We start from the raw sequence: 19098 nt of genomic DNA on the forward strand, positions 1-19098 counted from the left end.
TCCTGGTAGCGATCTGCAGGCCGGCATCAACATCTCCATCGAGCATGCGGCACCCGAGCACACCGAGATCACAGCCGCCGCTGGACATCACATTGGCCGCACGGGGAGCCGGAACAAGCAGCCCTACCAGTAATGCCGTCGACCGCCCACCGCATGCCCGACGGCACCCAGGATCCAAAGAACGATGCCGATCGCGACGAGCACGATACCGATGGTCCACAGGATCGATATGCCGGCCACCAGACCGATGACCAGCAGAATGACGCCGAGGATGATCATGGCGTCCTCCGTTCTCCCACGTCTTTTCAGTATGCGCCTCACACATACACACGGCGATGCAGACCGCGCGAGGCGATCGTCCACCAGACCAGGGAAAAGGCCATGCCGCGAGGGCAGGCACATCCTGCGCTTCCGCCTGGCCCCCAGAGTTCGCGCCGGTTTCGCGTGAGGCTTTAGCAACAGCCGTACTCGTGCGGCCGGAGCAGCACGCCGACCCGTCAGCCGCACATGAGCCCGCGAGATCCCGTCCAGGGCCTGCGCCTCTTCCTCGACTGCGTCCTCCAGCGCGCGGCCGTTGAGTCGGGCCGTCGAGTCGTCTTCACTCTCGATGAGGACCTGGCCCAGCCGGTGTCTGCGCAGTTGCGCCAGAAGCCACCACAGCAGCAGCGCGAGAAGCACGGCGAGCACCGCAATGACGGCCGGCCACCACCAGTCATCTTCCCGCCACCGGGTGCGTCCCTCGGTGCCCAGCACGACATCGTTCGGACCTCGGAAGGGCCACCAGCCCGGCACGTCGAACCCCCAGTGGTGCTGCAGATCCAGCCCACCCAGCAGCACGGCGCCACCCAGGGCGAACAGTCCAAGGCCGAGTAGTCCCAGCAGCACCCGGTTCACCGCCTTGAGCATGGGACACTTCACCCCTCCTTCGGGCGCCGGACGCGCACGTCCAGCGTGGGTTGCTGGGCGAGCCCCAAGTTCGTTGCGGCTTCGCTCAGCGCGGCGTCCAGATCTGCGTGGACCTCGTTGAGATCGCGGAAATGTGCCTGTGCCCGGGCTTTGACCTTTCGGCGGCCGACATCGACCCGTGCCGATTGCACACCGGACACCCGTACGGCTCGGTCGCGCAGAATCAGGGCGGCTGCGTGGCGGTCGAGCCCGGCGCGGCGAGTTGTTTCCCGTCTGGCGTTACCACCCGTTCTTCACCGACCAGCCCGCACAAACCCTCCAGGCCGAACGCGAACACCGTTACCACGCGGTCATCGAGCAGGTCATCGCCGACAGCAAAGCCTCCGCCCTGGCCCACCTGCCCTCCGCACACTTCAACGCCAACGCCGCATGGCTCACCCTGTGGGCGATGACCTGCAACCTGCTGCGGGCCACCGGCGCACAGGCCTCCGCCTTCCACGCCAGGGCCACCACCGCCACGATCCGCACCCACCTGGTCCACGTTCCGGCCCGGATCGCCCGCTCCGCCCGCCGCATCACCCTGCACCTACCGCACAACTGGCCCTGGCAGCACGCCTGGACACACCTGTTCTCCACCGCCCACGGACCGCCGGCTGATACGAACAGCCCCTGCCCGCCCCGCCCGCAAGGGCCCGACCGGAACCGAACCGTGGAAAAGCCGGGCAGGCCAGCGGACACAACCTGCCCTCACCCGGCACCCGACCCGAAACCGATCAAAAGACCACTCTCAAACCACCTCGGTGGATCAAGGCGTACGTCCAGCAGTCCGAAACGTCGGACGCGAAGGAGGTTCGATGTAATTCGGGCGACAAGTTCAGGGCAGCCAGCCGGTGCAAGTCCGGTCCGAGGAGACGCCAGAGTCCTCGGTAGCGGGGCTCCCGGCATCGGTCGAGAGGCCGGTGTCGAAGTGGAGCGACGATCACCCCTTGGGGGTGCGCAACCGGCCGGTCCGCAACATCAAGTGAAGCCTGCAGCGTCGTCAGCACCGACCCGCGTGAGCGGGGCCAAGGAGGAGCCGAGCCCGTGCCTTAGAGGGCGAAGGCCAGGGAAGACGCCTGGGAATCTGGAGCGGGCGTCGAAGAACCTCCCGGCGTAAGGGGCGTGGAACGGTCGGAAGGTTGTCCTGGGAACTGGAGAGGGCCTACTCGGCCCCGGGTCTGCGGCCCGGGAAGCAGGGCCCGCCTATAACCGGTGGAGCCGGGAAGTGGCGGGCTGCCGAGAGGCAGTCGGAGGGGGCCGTAGTAGTGCCGATCGGCGGGACAACACAACCCGTCAGGAGCGAAGGACCCCTGCTTCATCGATGCGTGTCGCGTGTGAGGAGGTGGCTCGGGTGAGTGCCGGATTGGCTAGTTCCGCCCGCCGGGAGGAAGGCGTCGCACGACTGGATGGCCGGCCTTTGGACAAGGTCCGTGCCTTGCAGTGGACGCTCTACCGCTGTGCCAAGCGAGATCCTGAACGTCGGTTCCATGCCTTGTACGGCCATGTCTCCCGCAGGGACGTCTTGTGGCGGGCCTGGTCCGGCGTGTGTGCGAACCGGGGCGCTCCCGGCGTGGACGGGTTGACCGTCGATGCCGTGGCCGCCGCCGGGGTGGAGGAGTTCCTCCGCGACTTGTCGCAGCAACTGCGGGCGTATACGTATCGCCCGTCACCGCTGCGGCAGGTCCTGATCCCCAAGCCGGGGCGGCCGGGAGAGTTCCGGCCGCTTTCGATCCCCACTGTGGCTGACCGGGTGGTGATGACCGCCGCGAAACTGGTTCTCGAACCGGTTTTCGAAGCGGACTTCCTGCCGGTCAGCTATGGGTTCCGGCCCAAGCGGTCCGCGATCGACGCGTGCGAGAGCGTGCGCGTGGAGGCGAACCGGGGCCGGGAGTGGGTGCTTGAGGCCGACATCCGCGACTGTTTCGGATCGATTCGGCATGACGCCCTCGTGGCCCAGGTGGCCCGGCGCGTCGTGGACGGCCCGATGCTGAAGCTGATCCGGATGTGGCTCCGGGCGGGGGTCCTGGAGGACGGGGCGACCGGCTCACCAGGAGCAGGGACCCCACAGGGCTCACCGATCTCACCGTTGCTCGCCAATATTGCTCTGCACGTCCTGGACGTGGCATGGCAGCGAGACGGGCACCGGCTCGGGGTGTTGGTGAGGTATTGCGACGACTTCGTGATTCTGTGCCCGACCAGGGAACGTGCCGTGCAGGCGCGGGAACTGGCCGGGACGGTGCTGGTCGGCCTCGGGTTGCAGCTGCATCCGGAGAAGACCGGCATCGTCCATCTCGCCAGGGGTGGGCAGGGTTTCGATTTCCTCGGCTTCCACCACCGGAAGGTGGAATCGTGGCGCCGCCGTGGCAGGTTCTACCTGCAACGATGGCCGTCTCAGCGGGCGATGGGGGTGCTGCGGGACAAGATCCGGGCGGCGACCGACCGTCGTCACGTGGGACGGTCGCTGTCGGCCGTGGTCGCCGACTTGAACCCGGTCCTGCGAGGCTGGGCGGCGTACTTCCGCAACGGCAATTCCGCAGGGAAGTTCTCCACGATCGACAGCTACGTCCACGAGCGTCTCGCGATCTTCGACAATCGCAAGCGCGGCATCCCGGGCAGAAAGTGGGGCAAGCGCCACGACGGCGCGTGGTTCGCCAGGCTCGGAGCCTTTCGCCTGTCTGGAAACGTGCGCAGGGTGGCGGTGCATGCCAGCCGGTGAACGATGTCGGTAAGCCGTGTGCGCGAGAAGCGCATGCACGGTTTGACGGGCGGGGGCTGGAAACGGAGCCTCACAGGCCACCGCGCCAGTCCCCGACCCTACTAGGCTGATGCGACAAGTGGACGACAAGCGGTTGCCATCTGTTGTCGCGCGCGTCAAAGGACGGAGCAACCCGTGGCCGAACCAACCCCATCCGTAGGGCGGCGCCCGCCGACGATCTATGACGTCGCACGGGCCGCGGGGGTGGCCGCCTCGACGGTCTCCCGGGCCTTCTCCAGGCCTGGCCGGGTGAACGCGGAGACCGCCGAGCGGATCCGGCAGGTCGCCGCCGACCTCGGCTACCGCACCAACCCGCTGGCCCGCGCGCTGCCCACCGGGCGCACCTCGATGCTCGCCTTTGTGATCTTGGACATCACCAACCCGTTCTACGGGGAGATCATCCGCGGTGCGCAGTCCGCCGCAGCCGAGGCGGGGTACGTCATCCTGCTGGTCGACGCCCAGGAGTCGGACCGGCTGGAGCGGGAGGCGCTGGAGCGGGCACTGCCGACCGTGGAGGGTGTCGTCCTCGCCAGCTCGCGGATGTCGGACTCGGCGATCCGGATGACCGCCAAGCAGCGGCCGATGATCGTGCTCAACCGGCACGTCGCCGACGTGCCGAGCGTCGTCACCGACAACGTCCACGGAATGCGGCTGGCTGTCCAGCACCTGGCGGACCTGGGGCACCGCACCGTCACCTACGTCTCCGGGCCGGAGGCGTCGTGGGCGGACGGCATGCGGTGGCGCTCACTGCGCGAAGTGTCAGCAGAGCTGCAGCTCCGGGTGCACCGGATCGGGCCGTACCCGCCGACGGTCGTCGGAGGGAGCATGGCTGCCGAGGAGCTCGGCCGCCACGGGGCGTCGGCCGTCATCGCCTACAACGACCAGCTGGCGATCGGTCTGATGCGCGGCCTGCAGGCGGCGGGGCGGCGAGTGCCTCAGGACGTCAGCGTCGTCGGCTTCGACAACATCTTCGGCGCGGAGCTGGTCACCCCGGGCCTGACCACGGTGGCGGCACCGCTGCGGGCCCAGGGGTACACGGCGGTCCGCGATCTGCTCTCGGTCCTGGGCGGTGCCCATGCGAGCACCGGCCGACCGATGATACTGCCGACCCGGCTGGTGGTGCGCGGGTCGACCGCCCCGCGCGGTCGGGGGCAGGCCCGTCCCGCAGCCCCGGACGGCCCCGCCCCCGGCCCGCGGTGACAGGGCCTGCCCGTGGGGCCATGCGCTCGCGGCCAACCAGTGGGTTGCGGCCTGCGGGACGAAGGTCCGCTGGTCGGGCCTTGCTGCTCAGCCGAGCCGGAACAGGACCTCGCCGGCCCGGGGAACCACCAGGTTGTCAGGGTCGGCGGTGAATGCCTCGATGTCCACCTTGGACGGGGCGAGGTGGTTCAGGTTGGCGCCGCGGACGACCTCCTCGGGGATGCCGGTGGCCAGGGTGACGGTGACTCGGAGTCGTTCGCCGTGCTGCTCGTCCCAGGTGCCGGCGCCGCGCAGGTGGGTGGAGTGGGCCAGGACGCCCCAGTGCAGGCCCTTGAACCGGTCCCACTCCTTGCTGAAGTAGCCGCGGTAGTGGTAGCCGATCTCCGCGATCTCCGGGTGCCCGCTCCTCCTGCGGTGACGGGCCATCAACCAGTCCGGGTCGTCGCGACGCCGCCCGCCCCGTCCGGACCGTTGAGGGATCGGGTCCGGACGGGGCGGGCGGCGTCGGTGCGGTGGTCGGCTAGCGGACCGTGCGGTACGACGCGCCGTAGCCGAGGCCGTAGGCCGTGCCGTTGTGGTCGCGGTAGACGTATCCGGGACCCTCGTCGTAGCCGGGGACGTCGGGCTTGCTGATGTCGACCGCGTGCTTGTCGGCCGGCAGGGTGATGGGCAGTTTCCCGGTGGGGGCGAAGCGACCGCGGACGACGTCCAGTAGTGCCTCGGACTTCACGTCGAAGGTGCCCAGCACTGCTGCGGCCCCGGCCTCGATGTCCTTGATGATCCAAGGGTTGGTGAGGTTGACGGCCAGGGCGGTCGGCGCCGCGGCCTCGATGGCCTTGATCCGGGCCACGTCGATGCCGGTGTCGGCATTGAGCTCCAGGGACTGGCCCTCCGCGTCGGAGACGGTGAAGGTGTTGGGCCTCGCCCAGACCAGGGCGTGCGTCGCCTCGTCCAGGTTGTCGGTGAGGACCACCGACGGGTCCGTCCTGCGGATCAGCGCCTTCAGCGCCTCGGTCTGGGCGGCGCCGCCCGTCTTGGTGACGACCTCCACGAACAGCTTGCCGCTCCTCGCCTTGCCATCGGTCAGCGGCAGCAGCCCGCGGTCGTTGCGCAGCAGCACGACGGACTTGCGGTTCGCGTCGTCGGCCTTGGCCTGCGAGGCCGGGTCGGTGGCAATGGCCTGGGCCCGGCCGGGGTCGACGTAGGGGTTCTCGAAGGCGCCCGTCCGGAAGAGCTCGGTCAGCAGCATCTGCGCCGACTCGGTGAGCTTGCTCTCCGGCGCTAGCCCCGAAGTCACCGCCTGGACCAGCAGGGCCGGGTCGCCGGTCACCGAGAACAGGTTGCTGCCGGCGTTGAGGGCCTTGGCGTACCGCTGGGGGACCGTCAGGTCCTCCACGCCCCACGGGGTGGTGGTCATGATGCCGCTGTCGGTGTTGACGTAGCCCTTGAAGCCCAGCTGCTTGCGCAGCAGGTCGGTGATGATTGCTTTGTTGTAGGCGCCTCCCACTTCCTCGAACGGTGCGCCGCCCTTCAGCTGGGGAACGCTGAGCGCGTTGCTGGGGGCGTTGTAGTAGCTCATGATCGAGGTCGTACCAGCCTTGATCGCCGCTTCGAAAGAGGGGAGTTGATACTTCGTCAGACTTCCGGGGGTGGGGTAGGTCGCGAACCGGCCGGGTGCGAAGTGCGGGTCGAGGCCCTTGTCCACGGCGCCGTCGCCGGGGAAGTGCTTCACGGTCATCGACACGCCGTCCGGGTCGAGCTTCTTGCCCTGGAAGCCCTCGACCAGCGACTTCGTGATCTCCGCGACCAACTGCGGGCTCTCACCGAAGGTGCCGCTGACGCGGGTCCAACGCGGTTCGGTGGCGACGTCTGCCTGGTACATGTAGCCCTTGTGGATGCCGGAGGCGACCCACTCCTTCGCGGCGATCTGTGCGAACTCCTTCACCAATGCGGGGTCCGCCGTCGCTGCCAGGCCGAGTGTGCCGGGCCAGGTCGAGAACTGGCCGGTCGCCTCGCTGATGCCGAAGGCCTGGTCGGGGTTCACGTGGTTGCGCGGGTTGGAGACCATCATCGCGGGGATGCCCAGTCGGGTGTTCTCCGCCACCTCCTGGACCCGGTTGATCCAGGTGGCCAGGTCCTTCGCGGTCGGGTTGTCGCGGATGATGAAGTAGCGCTCGCCCAGGTCCTGGATGCGCTTGGTGGTCCCGAATGTCGCCTCCGCACCCGACTTGCCGTTGCCGGTCTCGCACAGCAGCCCGTTGCCCGGGCCTGCAGGGCAGGACCGGCTCGACCCCATGTTCAGCGAGTCGGCGAGCATCAGGCCGGCCTTCTCCTGCAGCGTCATCCGGGTGACCAGGTCCGCCGCGCGTTGCTCGGCCGATAGCCGCCAGTCCTCGTAGCGGTCGAGTCGGCCGTTGCCGTTGGAGTCCTTGAACCGCTTCCCGTGGACGGTCAGCACGTTCTTCGTCAGTGCCCCGATCTGCGGGGCGTGGCTGTCGCCCCCGGGGGCCTGTGCGGGTGCCACCGCCGTTGCGTTCGTGCCGAGGCCCACCGACAGCGGCAGGGCGAGCACGAGCAGGGACAACGTGGCCTTTCTTGCGTACGGTGCGAACGAGTGCATGGGGCATCTCCTCTTGGCCGTCGTCTGTACGAGGCCGTCGTCTGTACCGGGGGAGCGGCGGGGGCCGAGGCACGGCATTGCGTCGGCGCGGGGCAGGGCGGACCGCTCCTGGGGGATGCAGAACCAGCGTTCGGTAGCGGATCTTGGGCCGCGGCGAATAGCGCCAGCGCTGGGTTCTGAGTCGGCTGAGCCGCCACGGGTCGGTGCGGGGTGGGTGGCGGCTGTCGATCGTCGGTGTGCCGATTCTGAAATCGTTCGCAGGGCCCTGGCAAGGCGCGGGGCGATGAATCTTGTTTCATGTCAGACAAGGAGGCCGGGGGACCCGACCGAGGCCGTCGCGGCGGTAGCGCCCGCGCTGGAGGTCATCGGCTCCCGCTACGAGGCCTTCCGTTTCGACCGCCGCCGACAACACCTCGGCCGCCGGCTACGCAGCCGGCTTCTGGCACGAGCCCGTCGACTCCACTGACCCGGCCGTGCTGCTGGAGATCGACGGCCAGGTGGCCAAGACCGGCTCCACCGACGCGATCCTCGGCCGTTTGCTGCGCGCCCTGGAAGCCGCGGCGCGGCTCGCGACCGCAGCGGGCATCACCCTGGAACCGGGCTCCACGATCCTGGCCGCCACCGCGGCCTTACCGCTGCGCCCCGGGAACCGCGTCCGGGCCCCGTGGCAGGCCTCGGCAGTGTGGAGATTTCGGCGGACGGGCGGCGCTGAGGTGGCCTGCCGCGCGTTGGACGCCGCCGCCCCTGGCGAGCCGATCGCCGTCCTGTTCGACATCGGCGCGGCGGGGCTCGCCGTCCGGGCCCGCGCGGTGGATGCCGGAACCGGCGCGAGGCCGGAGCGGACCGCGGCTCCGGTGGGGGCAAGTTGTCCGCCGCCTGACGCCCCCTATTCCCGTCCGTCCGCCGGCCGGCGAATCCCGGTGCCTCCGAACCGTTCTGACGAAGGATCTGCCGACACAGTGGCGTGGCCCGGTCCGAAGACAACAAATGGCAATCGGTTGCCAGAGTGTGCCGGTGGCAGTCACCATCGTCCGCAACTCGGCGCTCCTACCCACGCACCGCGAAAGCCGGTGGCCGCACACCGCTCGAGCGGCCCGTTCCGTGCGCCGTGTCGCGTCACTCCCGCACCTCTCACTCGACGAACCGTCAAGAAAGTTGGAGGCCTCACAGTGCCAAGACCCCCCGGATCCACCGGACTGCGCACGCTGCGCAGACTGCGCCTGCTGTGCGTCGCTCTCAGCGCCGTCGTCGCAGGTCTGGCGTCGCCGACCTCGGCGGCCGCGGAGTTGCCCTGGATGAACACCGCGCTCACGCCGGAGGCGCGCGCCGATCTGCTTGTCGGCGCGATGACGATCGATCAGAAGATCCAGCAGATCGCCATGAAACCGGTTGCCAACACCGATATCCCCGGCTGTGACTTCACCTCGTCCGGACGCCATGTCGAGGGGATCTCCGCGCTGGCGATCCCGACACTGCGGATGACCAACGGCCCGTTCGGGGGCGGGGACTGCCAGGTGGCCCCGACCTCGACCGGCCTCACCAGCGCGCTCTCCGTGGCCTCTTCTTGGGATCCGGGCGCCTCGGCCGAATGGGGCGACATCCTCGGTGAGGAGACCCGGGCGAGCGCTCACAACGTGCTCCTGACGCCCGGCATCAACCTGGGACGCATCGCCAACGCGGGCCGTAACTTCGAGTACTTCGGCGAGGACCCGTACCTCGCAGGCCGGATGGCGGTTGCCCAGGTCAACGCGGTGCAGGCGCACGGCGTTCAGTCCGTCGCCAAACACTACGCAGCCAACGAGCAGGAGACGCAGCGGCAGCAGATGGACACGGTCGTCGACGACCGCACCATGCACGAGCTCTACCTGCTGCCGTTCGAGATGACCAGCCGGGACGCCGGTCTGGCCTCGGTCATGTGCTCCTACCCGCACCTCAACGGCGTGTACGCGTGCGAGAACAAGCAGCTGCTGAGCGACTGGCTCCGCGGTGACCTGGGCTTCGACGGCTACGTGATGTCCGACCGCGGCGCCACCCACAGCACCGCACCGGCCATCAAGGCCGGTCTGGACCTGGAGTTCGCCAGTCCGCGATGGTTCACTCCCGAACTGATCCATGCTGCTCTGGACACGGGCGACATCGTGACGGCCGACATCGACCAGATGCTCGAACGCCGCTACAAGGTGATGTTCAAGCTCGGCCAGTTCGACGATCCCGTCAACTCACTGACGCCCATCGACTTCGCCACCAACGGCCAGCGGATCCGCGACCTGGGCGAGCAGGGCAGTGTGCTGCTGAAGAACGAGAAGAAGACACTGCCGTTGGACGCGGGCTCGCTGAATTCCATTGCGCTGATTGGTGGTCAGACGTTCGCGGGGCAGGCGAAGTTCAACTCCCAGGGCCCGTCGGACAACATCGTCGTCACCTCCCCGTACACCGTGACGCCGAAGCAGGGTCTGGAGGACGCCCTGGGCAAGCTGGGCTCGGACGCGTCCGTGACGTACAACAACGGGACCGACCTGGCTTCGGCAGCTGCCCTGGCAGCCAAGTCGGACGTCGCCGTGGTCATGGTGGGCGACGTCTCCCGTGAGGGCGTGGACCGGTCCGACCTCTCGCTGCCGGTCAGCAACGGGGTCGACCAGGACGCGCTGGTCTCCGCGGTGGCGGCCGCCAACCCCAAGACGGTCGTGGTGCTCAAGAACGGCGGGCCGGTCCTGCTGCCCTGGCAGGACAAGGTTCCCGCGCTGCTGGAGGCGTGGTACCCGGCGCAGGAGGACGGCAACATCGTCGCCGATCTGCTGTTCGGCATCACCAACCCGTCGGGCAAACTGCCGATGACCTTCCCTGCCGGGCAGCGGGAGGGCGCCAACGCCACCGCGGAGCAGTGGCCCGGGGTCGACCCGGACGGCGACGGCAAGATCACGGCGACCTACAGCGAACGGCTTGAGATGGGCTACCGCTGGTACGACGCGAACAACGCCAAGCCCGCGTTCCCGTTCGGTTTCGGGCTCTCCTACACCGACTTCACGATGTCGAAGCTGGTGGTCACCCCGAAGACGTCCGACGGAACCAAGCCGGTCAAGGTCCGCTTCTTCGTGGAGAACACCGGGAAGGTGGCCGGCGCAGAGGTCGCCCAGGTCTACCTCGGCCTGCCGTCCACCACAGGAGAGCCGCCTCGGCGCCTCGTGGCGTTCCAGAAGGTCCAGCTCGAGCCGGGGGAGAAGCAGCGGGTCGAGCTGACCATTGATCCCGCGGCGTCGAACCACCCGCTCTCCGTTTGGGACGACGGGGCCGAAGGGTGGAAGACCGCCGACGGCGCCTACCGCATCGAGGTGGGCAACTCCTCGTCGAACCTGCCGCTCACCGAGACGGTCACGATCCGCACCCCCAGGGGCCACCAGGGATAGTGCCCGACGGGTGACCGCCTTCGTCGCCGGCCCGGCCGCCACCGCGAGCGCTCGACGCTCCGGGGCCGGGTCGGCGCCGGGGTTTCTGCATCGGGCCGATGGCCGTAACTGTTCGTGATTCTTGAGTAGTTGACGGGATCTTCGGGCGCGTCGAGGCCGGTGCGGCGTGGTCGTGAAGGGTCGGCGTCCGCGCGTCCTGAGTGTGAGTGGCGACATGCGCGTCGAGGACTTCCTACGTCGTGAACCGGCGCGCGCCTTCCAGGGGGCACCGCGCACGGGCCCCGGGCCCGGGATCCGGTGCCGGTCGGCCGACGCGGCGCCTCATGGAAGCAGGGCCGGTGTCTGCCCCACGCTCCTGCCTCCCTTGCTCTTTGGCGTGCTGTCTCCAGCAGGGGGGGCCAGGAGGTGACGGTCGGCCGGCGCTTCAGCAGGGCGCGGCGCTCGCGTTTGGTCATGCTGCCGCAGATGCCGTGTTCGATGCCGTGCTCGATGGGGTGGTCGAGGGCGTGGTCAAGGCACTCGCTGCGGACGGGGCAGCCTGGCGGATCGTTGGCGCCACACCTTCGGGTGGTCTGCCCTTCCGCGGGATCGCACCCTTGGGGGCCGGGGCCCCGCTGGGGCGGATGAAGGCACGGTCAGTTCGGAGTGAGCTGGAAGTACGCCGTGTCGCGGTAGCCGGCGTCCGGCGGAGCGACCTCCACGGTGACCGAAATTCCATTCTTGCCGGGCTTGATACGGACCGGCACGGTGCGCGGCTCTCCCTCTCCGAGGGGCGGTATGAGGACGGACGCGGAGTCCTGCCGGTTCAGTCACGTCAGGTCGTATTCGGAGACGTAGTCGTCGAGGGACTTGCCCGCGCGGACGACGAGGGGTGCGGAGCCGACCGCGGAGACGCTGCTGTCCTGCGATTTCCCGCCGGGGGGTTGCGTCCTGAGAAGTGGTGTACAGGCTCCCACCTGATCCTGGCCCAGTCGTGAGCGTCCCCCGCGTGGCGGCAGGGGAGATTGCTGGAAGTCGGCTGTGCGGTGCGGCAACGGGTGGGAAAGGCCTGACGGCACCTGATGAGTTCAGGGGGATGGGCGAGTGATCATGGATGGCAAGGACGTAGTGAAGCTGTATCTGTGGGTGATGGGGCACTGGCTGCTCGGGGGCGCGGCTGTCGCCGTTGTCGCGGTGCTGTACGTCCCTGTGCCCGATGTGCTCGCAGCTCTCGGCGGCCTCTTTCTCGGCACGGCCGCGACGTTGTATCTCACCGGCCATCCCAGCCTGAGCAAGTGGGCCACCCTGCGCAAGCGTGAAGGCTTGAAAGTGCCGCGTGTCAAGGACTGGGACTACGTCCAGTTGTGGCTCGCCGTCGGCTTGGTCTGGCTGGCGTCGGCCGCGACGGCGGTGGCGCTGGAGGCGCTGTAGGGGCGTGGTGGGCAGCCGTTGGGTTGCCGCCTCACGGGAGTGGCGCTGTCTGAGTTCTGGTCTCCGACTTCCAGACAGTTGACTGCGCCGCGTCGCCCCGTCGACGGGCGCGGGCGCTCGGCCGGCAGGTGACCGCTGTTCTTCCAGCCGAACCTCTTGACGGGCCGATGAGTACGGACGAAAGACGAGATCACCCAGTGGCCGTCGATACACCACTCCAGCGGACGTGACCCGCCGGGGCGCAGCTCTTCGTCGGTGTCGTAGGTGATGTAAGCGGACGGCACACGATCACGAGCGGATGTACTCAAAGAGCGGTTGAGTACATCCAGCGGACGCTCGAAGCGCCGGGCACGCGCTCCCGGGCGTCGCGTACAGAAGGAACGCGACGCCCGGGAGGACCGCACAGTCGCGCCCCGTGGGCGTTGCAGAACTGGGCGCGCAGGAGGCGAGGCTTCACTCGCCGTGGACGGCACCGGCGATGCTGAAGACGCATCCGCCTGGGACGTGGCGCGGCCCGGGGCCGTCCTTCCCGCCGACTGCAGTACATCCCCCACGGCCGACGGGCCGGGGCGGCGCCCGTCGGCGCCTCCCCGGCCTGTCGGCCGACCAGGTGTCAGGGCTCCGGCTGCTCCTTCACCCGGGCCACCAGTTGCGTGGGGTTGACGAAGCGCAGCGCCGCCACGAGCAGGACCAGCATCATCGTCATGTAGATCACGGCCATGGCGTCGACCGACTGCTGCGCCCGGATGCCGGAGGCCGACATCGAGTAGAACAGCGCGACCACCAGGGTCTGCGAGTCCGGCCCGGCCGTCAGGAAGGTCAGCTCGAACATGCCGACCGTTCGCACCAGCACCAGGATCGCCGCAGCCAGGATGCCCGGGACCAGCAGCGGCGCCAGGATCCGCGTGAACACCGACCACAGGCGGGCCCCCGACATACGGGCCGCCCGCTCGATCGCCGGGTCGATCTGCTCGATGAACGGCGTCATCGTCAGGATCACGAACGGCACCGACGGCACCAGGTTGGCGAGCACGACACCGGAGAGGTGGCCGGCCAGGCCGAACTTGTAGAGCACGGTCGCCAGCGGGATGCCGTAAGTGATCGGCGGCATCAGGATCGGCAGCAGGAACGCCAGGTGGATGATCCGCTTGCCGGGGAAGTCGCGCCGGGCCAGCACGTACGCCGCGGGCACGCCGACAAGCACCGACAGCGCCACCACCGTGAGACACACCTCGAGTGTCACGGTGATCACCTGCAGCAGCCCGAAGCCCTCCCACGCCTGGGAGTACCACTGGGTGGTCGCTCCCTGCGGCAGCCAGGTGTCGAACCACCGGGTCCCGAAGGAGTTGACGAGTACCGATCCGACGACACCGAGCAGGCCGAGCATGAAGAGGACAACCGCCCCCCATACCAGCCACGCCCCGGGGCCGGCCACGATCCTGGGCCGTGCCGCCGGGCCCGAGGCAGCGGGTACGCCGAGTACGTCTGCCATCAGCCCTTCCCTCCCGTCGATCCGGTGTACAGGCGCGAGCGCCACAGCATGACCACCGCGATCACCACGAGTTCGACGACACCCATGATCATGGCGATCGCCGAGGCGGACGGGTAGTCGTAACGCTCGTACGCCGCCTGGTAGGCGGCGATGGAGATGACTCTGGTCTCCCCGCTCGGGTTGCCGACCAGGATCGCCGACGGGAAGACGCTGAACGCCAGCACGAAGGTCAGGCAGAATGTCGTCGCCAGACCGGGAGCCAGCAACGGCAGGGTGATCCGGCGGAAACGCGCCCACCGGTCCGCACCCAGGGTGGCGGCAGCGCGCTCCAGGGTCGGGTCGATGCCGGACAGGTAGGAGAGGATCAGCAGGAACGCGAACGGGAATCCGGTGATCACCAGGGAGAAGAAGACCCCCCAGTAGTTGTTGACCAGCTGCACCGGATTGTCGGTGAGCCCGGCGCCCTGCAGGATGCGGTTGAACCACCCGGTGGGGCCGAGGAAATTCAGCAGGCCCTCGGCGGCGAGCACCGTGCCGAGCGTGATCGGTACCACCAGCAGGGTCGTGACCAGTCGCTTGCCACGGAACCTGCCGCGCATGCGCAGTGCGATCGGCACCGAGGCCAGCACGTTCAGCAGGGAGACCGGCACGGCCAGCCCCAGCGTCCTACCGATCGTGTCCCGCTGGTAGGGGTCGGTGAAGAACCGCTGGTATTCCGTGAAAGGACTGCCGCCGGAGGTCGGCTGGAACGACAGCCCCAGGCCGTACAGGAACGGGTACACGAACAGGCCCAGTACAAATACCACCGCGGGCACCAGCAGCAGCAGCCGGCTGTCCACACCGCGCTCCGCCAGCCGGTGCCGCAGGCCGGGGCCGCCCACACCGCTGTCCGCGCGGGGGGTGGTCTCGACGGGGCGCGGCATCGTGCCGGTCATGACGCACCTCCTGCGGTCGCCCCGGCCGGGGCGACCGCAGGAGGTGCGGTGGCCCCGGCCGGCGGCACCTTGTCGTCACTCTCCGCCGGGAACGCCAGCAAGCGGGAAGGGTCGGCCGTCAGCGTCAGCACGTCGCCCGGCACCGGCCGCTCGCGGCTCTTCAGATGCAGGCGCAGTCCCTCCGCCGTGCGGGCCTCCACTGCCAGCTCGTGGCCCTGGTACTCCACCACCTCCACCACTGCCTGGAGGGTGTCCGGCGGTGTACCCGTGCCAGGGGCGCCGCCCGCGGCGTTCGGGTCCACCACCGTGAGGTCCTCCGGACGGACGCCCACCAAGACCGGCGCCCCCGCCGGTATCCGGCCGACCGGCGTGACACGCAGCCGCAGTCCGCGCCCTTCCACCACCAGCCCGTCCGCGTCCCCGGTGCCGGCGGTCAGAGGCAGCAGGTTGCGGAACCCCATGAAGTCCGCCACATGCCGGTTCGCCGGCCGGTTGTGCAGTTCCTCAGGGGTGCCGACCTGCTGCACCCGGCCACCGCGCAGTACCACCAGGCGGTCCGCCATGGACAGCGCCTCCTCCTGGTCGTGCGTGACGTACACCGTCGTCAGTCCCAGGCTCTGGTGCAGCCGCCGGATCTCGGTGCGCATCTCAAGCCGCAGCTTGGCGTCGAGGTTGCTGAGCGGTTCGTCCATCAGCACCAGTGACGGTTCCAGCACCACGGCACGGGCGATCGCCACCCGTTGCTGCTGGCCGCCCGAGAGCTGACCGGGCAGTTTGCCGGCGTGCTCCTCGAGCTGGACCAGGCGGATCGCCTCGTCGGTGCGGCGCTGAACCTCCGGCTTGGGCAGCCGCCGCATCCTCAGACCGAAGGCGATGTTGCCGCGCACCGACATGTGCGGGAACAGCGCGTAGTTCTGGAACACCATCCCGAACCCGCGCTTCTCCGGCGGCAGCACATCGATCCGCCGGCCGTCCTGCCAGATGCTGCCCGCCGTCAGCGGGAGCAGCCCGGCCAGGCAGTTCAGTGCGGTGGACTTGCCACAGCCCGACGGCCCGAGCAGGGCGATGAACTCACCGGCCCGGATGCTGAGGTCCAACCCGCTGAGGGCGTTCTGGCCGCCGAAGCGGCGGCCGACCCCGTCGAGCCGGAGTTCCGCGAAACGATTCTGAGCAGCCGTCACTTCTTCGCTCCGCCGATCTCGCGGTCCCACCGGTCGAAGGCCTCGATGACGGACTTCGCATCCAGCGGGGCCTCCTTGGGGTTGTCGGCAATCAGCGCGTCGTACTCCGGCCGTCCGAACTTCTTGATCGCGTCCTGGCTCTTCTGCGGTGCCATGGAGAGATCGACGCCCTTCACCGCCGGGCCGGGGTAGAAGTAGCCGTCGTCGTACGCCTTGGCCTGCTGCTCCTTGGTGAGCATGAACTGGATCAGTTTCAGCACCGCCGACTGCTGGTCGATCGAGGCGCCCTTGGGGATCACCGCGTAGTGCGCGTCGGTGACCCAGTGGAAGCCCTCCAGGGCGCCGACCTTCGCTTCCTTCGGCACGGTGCCGAGCACCCTCGGGTTGATGTCCCAGCCGGTCGTGGTCACGATGATGTCGGCGGTGCCGTTCGCAAGGTCCTTCATCGTCTGCGTGGTGCCGGAGGGGTAGGTGCTCACGTACTTGTTGAGCTCGCCCAGGTACGCCCAGGTCTTTTCCCAGCCGTTCACCGGGTCCTTGGGGTCCTTGTCGCCCAGGATGTACGGGAGGCCCATCAGGAAGGTGCGTCCGGGGCCGGAGTTGGCGGGGCGGGCGTACTCGACCTTGCCCGGGTGCGCCTTGGCGTAGTCCAGGAGCTCCTGCGCCGTCTTCGGCGCCTTCGCCACCTTGCCCGGCAGGTACTCCAGCAGCGGGCCCGACGGGTAGTAGGTCACGGTCACGCCGTGGTCCCCGGCGAGGTCCTGCATCTTCGCGGCGGGCTCCTGGTACTCCTTCATGTTGGTGAGCCGGTCCGCGTGTTCGGGCAGCAGCTGCTCCCACAGCCCCTGCTCCACGCCGGCCGCCATGCCGTCGACGCCGGTCAGCACCAGGCCGATGTCGACCCGGCCGGCTCCCTGCTGGGCCTTGATCTTGCCGACCAGGTCGGGGGCGGGCGCGTTGGAGTAGGTCACTCTGGAGATGACCTTGGGGTTCTCTTCGACGAATTCGTCGATCATGCCCTGGGTGAGCTGCAGGTTGCCGGCGACGTCCAGCACGTTGAGGGCGACCGGCTTGGACGGTGTCTCGGGGACGGCTCCGGAGGTCGCGCCGCGGTCCTGGCCGGAGGTGGCCGGGGCGCCACAGGCGGTGAGGAGGCTGAGTGCCACCGCGGCTGATCCGAGCACGGCTGTGTAGCGGGAAGTGTGCATGACGGGTCCCTTCTCGGCGCCTGCGCAACGTGTGCGGCGCGAGGGCCTGGGGGTCAAAGGGGGGGAACGGTGGTGGTGTTGCGGACGATCAGCCTGGTGGGAAGCTCCCGCTGCGGGCGGGCGTCGGCCTGGGGATCGCCCAGTAGCTGCACCATGAGATCGACGGACACGCGCCCGACTTGCTCCTTGGGAACGTAGAGGGTGGTGAGCGAGGGGTGCACCATTGCAGACGTGGGGATGTCGTCGATGCCGATGACGCTCAACCGTCGCGGCACCTCGATGCCGCGGGAGGCCAGGGTCTGGATGAGCCCCAGTGCCATCAGGTCGTTGTACGTGATGACGGCGGTGATGTCGGAGGCGAGTGTGGCGTCGGTTGCCGCGACACCGCCCTCGAACTGCGGGGCGAAGTTGCCGATCTCCACCAGCTCCACCCGTACCGCCTCGACGGCCGCCCGCAGCGCGCGCAGCCGCTCGCTGCTCGACCAGCTGGAACGCGGGCCGGCGATGAAACCGATCCGGCGGTGGCCGAGCGCGACGAGGTGATCGACCGCCTCGCGCAGGCCGCCGGCGTTGTCCACCAGGCTGGCGGGCAGCAGTCCGGAGCGCCGGTTGGCCAGGACGACGGGTACGCATCCAGCAGCCTCGCGAAGCTCGGCGTCGGACATCCGGGGAGAGCACAGGATGATGCCGTCGACCTGTACGGCCAGGGCGCGCACCAGACCGATTTCGAGGGCGGGCTTCTCGTCGCTGTCGGCGAGGAAGACCGCGTAGTCGGCATCCATGGCCTGCGCCTGGATCCCCTTGATAACCATGGGGAAGAAGGGGTTGGCCAGGTCGGGGACGATCAGCCCCAGGTTGCCGGTGCGTCCGGTGATCAGTCCGCGTGCCGCCCGGTTGGGCTGGTAGCCCAGCTGGTCGGCGGCCCTCAGCACCCGCTCGCGGGTGCTGGGGTCGACGATGTCGGGCAGCGACAGTGCTCGTGACACTGTGGAAGCTGAGACGCCGGCTGCCTTCGCAACGTCACGGATGGTTACTGCCATGCCGGTCCTCTTCGGGGATGCGGGGATGTGGATCGAGGTGGAGCTGATGGCACTGCACTCTGAAACCGTTTGCAGGCTGTGTCAATGGCTCGCTCAGAAATTCCTCTGCGACCTCGCCGACCGAGTTGATGTCGCGTCAACCAGCTATGTTGGCTCGCGGCTTGTATGTGCAATCCTTTGCAGCCGCGCGGGTCGCGGGCGGGTGTCATGAAACAAGATTCATGGTTCAACGACCTTGTGCGCGCTCGGACGAGAGTCCATCCTCGTAGCCGGCAGTCACGGAACCGCGGACGGGAGAAGTGCCATGCCCGATGGGTTCATTGAAGACACGGTGAAGACGTGCACGAAGGAACTCGCTCTTCGGCAGTCCCTCGATCGGGCAGCGGAACAGCGGGCCCGAAAGTCCGACGAGCCACCGACCTCCAGCTACTGACACCCGTCTTGTCGCCAACCACTGATCGGGTGGTCCGGTCCGGGATCTGGACCAGGTGGCTGCGGAGGGTGGCGGTGGTGGCCTTGGCATGGAGGGCGAGGTCCGTGCACCGGCGGCCCGCAGCAGGTTGTAGGTCATCGCCCACAGAGTCAGCTAGGCCGCGTTGGCGTGGAAGTGCCCGGAGGGCAGGTGGGGCCAGGGCGCTGGCTTTGGTGTCCGCGATGAACTGCTCGACCACCGCATGGTGGCGGTGTTCCCGCTCGGCCTGCAGGGTTGCGGCGGGCTGGTCGGTGAAGAAGGGGTGGTAGCGCCAGACGGGAAACAACTCGCCCTGTTCACCCATGACGGCGGGTTTGGCCAGGTCACGGACCCGTCGCACGAATAGCCGGGCGGTGACCCGCTCCGCTTTCTTTCGGCTCGTGAAGGCGGTGAATTGGGGTATCTCGGCGACTTCGGCGTCCGAGGTGAGTTCACC

The 19098-nt window shown here is 68.7% G+C and carries 13 protein-coding genes and 3 pseudogenes; 5 read left to right on the forward strand and 11 right to left on the reverse strand.

From position 1 onward, the window contains the following. Positions 1 to 420: 420 nt before the first annotated feature. Positions 421 to 906 (reverse strand): annotated as a pseudogene (gene amaP / locus OG395_RS49865) (alkaline shock response membrane anchor protein AmaP); the annotation flags it as partial. An 8-nt stretch (positions 907 to 914) separates the two neighbouring features. Further along, positions 915 to 1163, reverse strand: a pseudogene (locus OG395_RS49870) (DUF6286 domain-containing protein); the annotation flags it as partial. On the opposite strand from OG395_RS49870, the gene OG395_RS58750 reads away from it, so the two are divergent. The 3 genes from OG395_RS58750 (at position 1085) to OG395_RS49890 (ending at position 4900) form a co-directional block, all read left to right on the forward strand. Continuing rightward, positions 1085 to 2062 carry a transposase gene (locus OG395_RS58750; protein WP_442818701.1) on the forward strand — a complete coding sequence of 326 codons (978 nt, stop codon included), beginning with the start codon at positions 1085 to 1087 and terminating at the stop codon, positions 2060 to 2062. The pseudogene OG395_RS49870 and the gene OG395_RS58750 overlap by 79 nt on opposite strands. A gap of 204 nt (positions 2063 to 2266) precedes the next feature. Next, positions 2267 to 3661 carry a group II intron reverse transcriptase/maturase gene (ltrA, locus tag OG395_RS49885; RefSeq protein ID WP_327248809.1) on the forward strand — a complete coding sequence of 465 codons (1395 nt, stop codon included), beginning with the start codon at positions 2267 to 2269 and terminating at the stop codon, positions 3659 to 3661. Between the two features lie 174 nt (positions 3662 to 3835). Then, the gene (locus OG395_RS49890) at positions 3836 to 4900 is read left to right on the forward strand and encodes a LacI family DNA-binding transcriptional regulator (protein ID WP_327248810.1); all 1065 of its coding nucleotides are present in this window, start codon (positions 3836 to 3838) and stop codon (positions 4898 to 4900) included. 87 nt (positions 4901 to 4987) lie between these two features. On the opposite strand, the gene OG395_RS49895 is transcribed toward OG395_RS49890, so the two are convergent. After that, on the reverse strand, positions 4988 to 5326 hold the full coding sequence (locus OG395_RS49895) for a hypothetical protein (RefSeq protein ID WP_327248811.1): 339 nt from the start codon (positions 5324 to 5326) through the stop codon (positions 4988 to 4990). A gap of 94 nt (positions 5327 to 5420) precedes the next feature. Beyond that, positions 5421 to 7520, reverse strand: coding sequence for a glycoside hydrolase family 3 protein (locus tag OG395_RS49900; RefSeq protein WP_327248812.1), 2100 nt, complete (start codon positions 7518 to 7520; stop codon positions 5421 to 5423). A 1169-nt stretch (positions 7521 to 8689) separates the two neighbouring features. Between OG395_RS49900 and OG395_RS49905 the strand changes: the two genes are divergently transcribed. Next, positions 8690 to 10924 carry a glycoside hydrolase family 3 C-terminal domain-containing protein gene (locus tag OG395_RS49905; protein WP_327248813.1) on the forward strand — a complete coding sequence of 745 codons (2235 nt, stop codon included), beginning with the start codon at positions 8690 to 8692 and terminating at the stop codon, positions 10922 to 10924. A 353-nt stretch (positions 10925 to 11277) separates the two neighbouring features. Here OG395_RS49905 and OG395_RS49910 read toward each other — a convergent pair. Beyond that, a pseudogene (locus tag OG395_RS49910) lies at positions 11278 to 11463 on the reverse strand (WhiB family transcriptional regulator); the annotation flags it as partial. Between the two features lie 270 nt (positions 11464 to 11733). Continuing rightward, positions 11734 to 11880: a hypothetical protein gene (locus OG395_RS49915; protein ID WP_327248814.1), complete on the reverse strand. Its 147-nt coding sequence runs from the start codon at positions 11878 to 11880 to the stop codon at positions 11734 to 11736. 151 nt (positions 11881 to 12031) lie between these two features. On the opposite strand from OG395_RS49915, the gene OG395_RS49920 reads away from it, so the two are divergent. Continuing rightward, positions 12032 to 12334: a hypothetical protein gene (locus OG395_RS49920; RefSeq protein WP_327248815.1), complete on the forward strand. Its 303-nt coding sequence runs from the start codon at positions 12032 to 12034 to the stop codon at positions 12332 to 12334. Positions 12335 to 12947: 613 nt separating this feature from the next. Here OG395_RS49920 and OG395_RS49925 read toward each other — a convergent pair. Genes OG395_RS49925 through OG395_RS49945 form a run of 5 tightly spaced genes read right to left on the reverse strand, consistent with a single transcriptional unit; the run spans position 12948 to position 18190 of the window. Beyond that, on the reverse strand, positions 12948 to 13826 hold the full coding sequence (locus OG395_RS49925; protein WP_327248816.1) for an ABC transporter permease: 879 nt from the start codon (positions 13824 to 13826) through the stop codon (positions 12948 to 12950). Beyond that, on the reverse strand, positions 13826 to 14761 hold the full coding sequence (locus OG395_RS49930) for an ABC transporter permease (RefSeq protein ID WP_327248817.1): 936 nt from the start codon (positions 14759 to 14761) through the stop codon (positions 13826 to 13828). The genes OG395_RS49925 and OG395_RS49930 overlap by 1 nt, the downstream gene beginning before the upstream one ends. Then, a complete protein-coding gene (locus tag OG395_RS49935; protein ID WP_327248818.1) occupies positions 14758 to 15942 on the reverse strand; it encodes an ABC transporter ATP-binding protein in 1185 nt (394 codons plus the stop codon). Before OG395_RS49935 ends, OG395_RS49930 begins: the two co-directional genes overlap by 4 nt. Next, complete coding sequence (locus OG395_RS49940; protein ID WP_327248819.1) at positions 15939 to 17150, reverse strand: extracellular solute-binding protein; 1212 nt, start codon at positions 17148 to 17150, stop codon at positions 15939 to 15941. Before OG395_RS49940 ends, OG395_RS49935 begins: the two co-directional genes overlap by 4 nt. Before the next feature lie 53 nt (positions 17151 to 17203). After that, the gene (locus tag OG395_RS49945; protein ID WP_327248820.1) at positions 17204 to 18190 is read right to left on the reverse strand and encodes a LacI family DNA-binding transcriptional regulator; all 987 of its coding nucleotides are present in this window, start codon (positions 18188 to 18190) and stop codon (positions 17204 to 17206) included. Positions 18191 to 19098: the final 908 nt, after the last annotated feature.

Source organism: Streptomyces sp. NBC_01320, assembly GCF_035974375.1.
GTDB classification, from domain to species: Bacteria; Actinomycetota; Actinomycetes; order Streptomycetales; family Streptomycetaceae; genus Streptomyces; species Streptomyces yanii.

Bases quoted from the DNA above. Each gene is read 5' to 3' on its own strand.
- ltrA (WP_327248809.1), top strand. From the start codon at position 2,267: ATGCGTGTCGCGTGTGAGGAGGTGGCTCGGGTGAGTGCCGGATTGGCT.
- OG395_RS49895 (WP_327248811.1), bottom strand. From the start codon at position 5,326: ATGGCCCGTCACCGCAGGAGGAGCGGGCACCCGGAGATCGCGGAGATC.
- OG395_RS49900 (WP_327248812.1), bottom strand. From the start codon at position 7,520: ATGCACTCGTTCGCACCGTACGCAAGAAAGGCCACGTTGTCCCTGCTC.
- OG395_RS49925 (WP_327248816.1), bottom strand. From the start codon at position 13,826: ATGGCAGACGTACTCGGCGTACCCGCTGCCTCGGGCCCGGCGGCACGG.
- OG395_RS49930 (WP_327248817.1), bottom strand. From the start codon at position 14,761: ATGACCGGCACGATGCCGCGCCCCGTCGAGACCACCCCCCGCGCGGAC.
- OG395_RS49940 (WP_327248819.1), bottom strand. From the start codon at position 17,150: ATGCACACTTCCCGCTACACAGCCGTGCTCGGATCAGCCGCGGTGGCA.
- OG395_RS49945 (WP_327248820.1), bottom strand. From the start codon at position 18,190: ATGGCAGTAACCATCCGTGACGTTGCGAAGGCAGCCGGCGTCTCAGCT.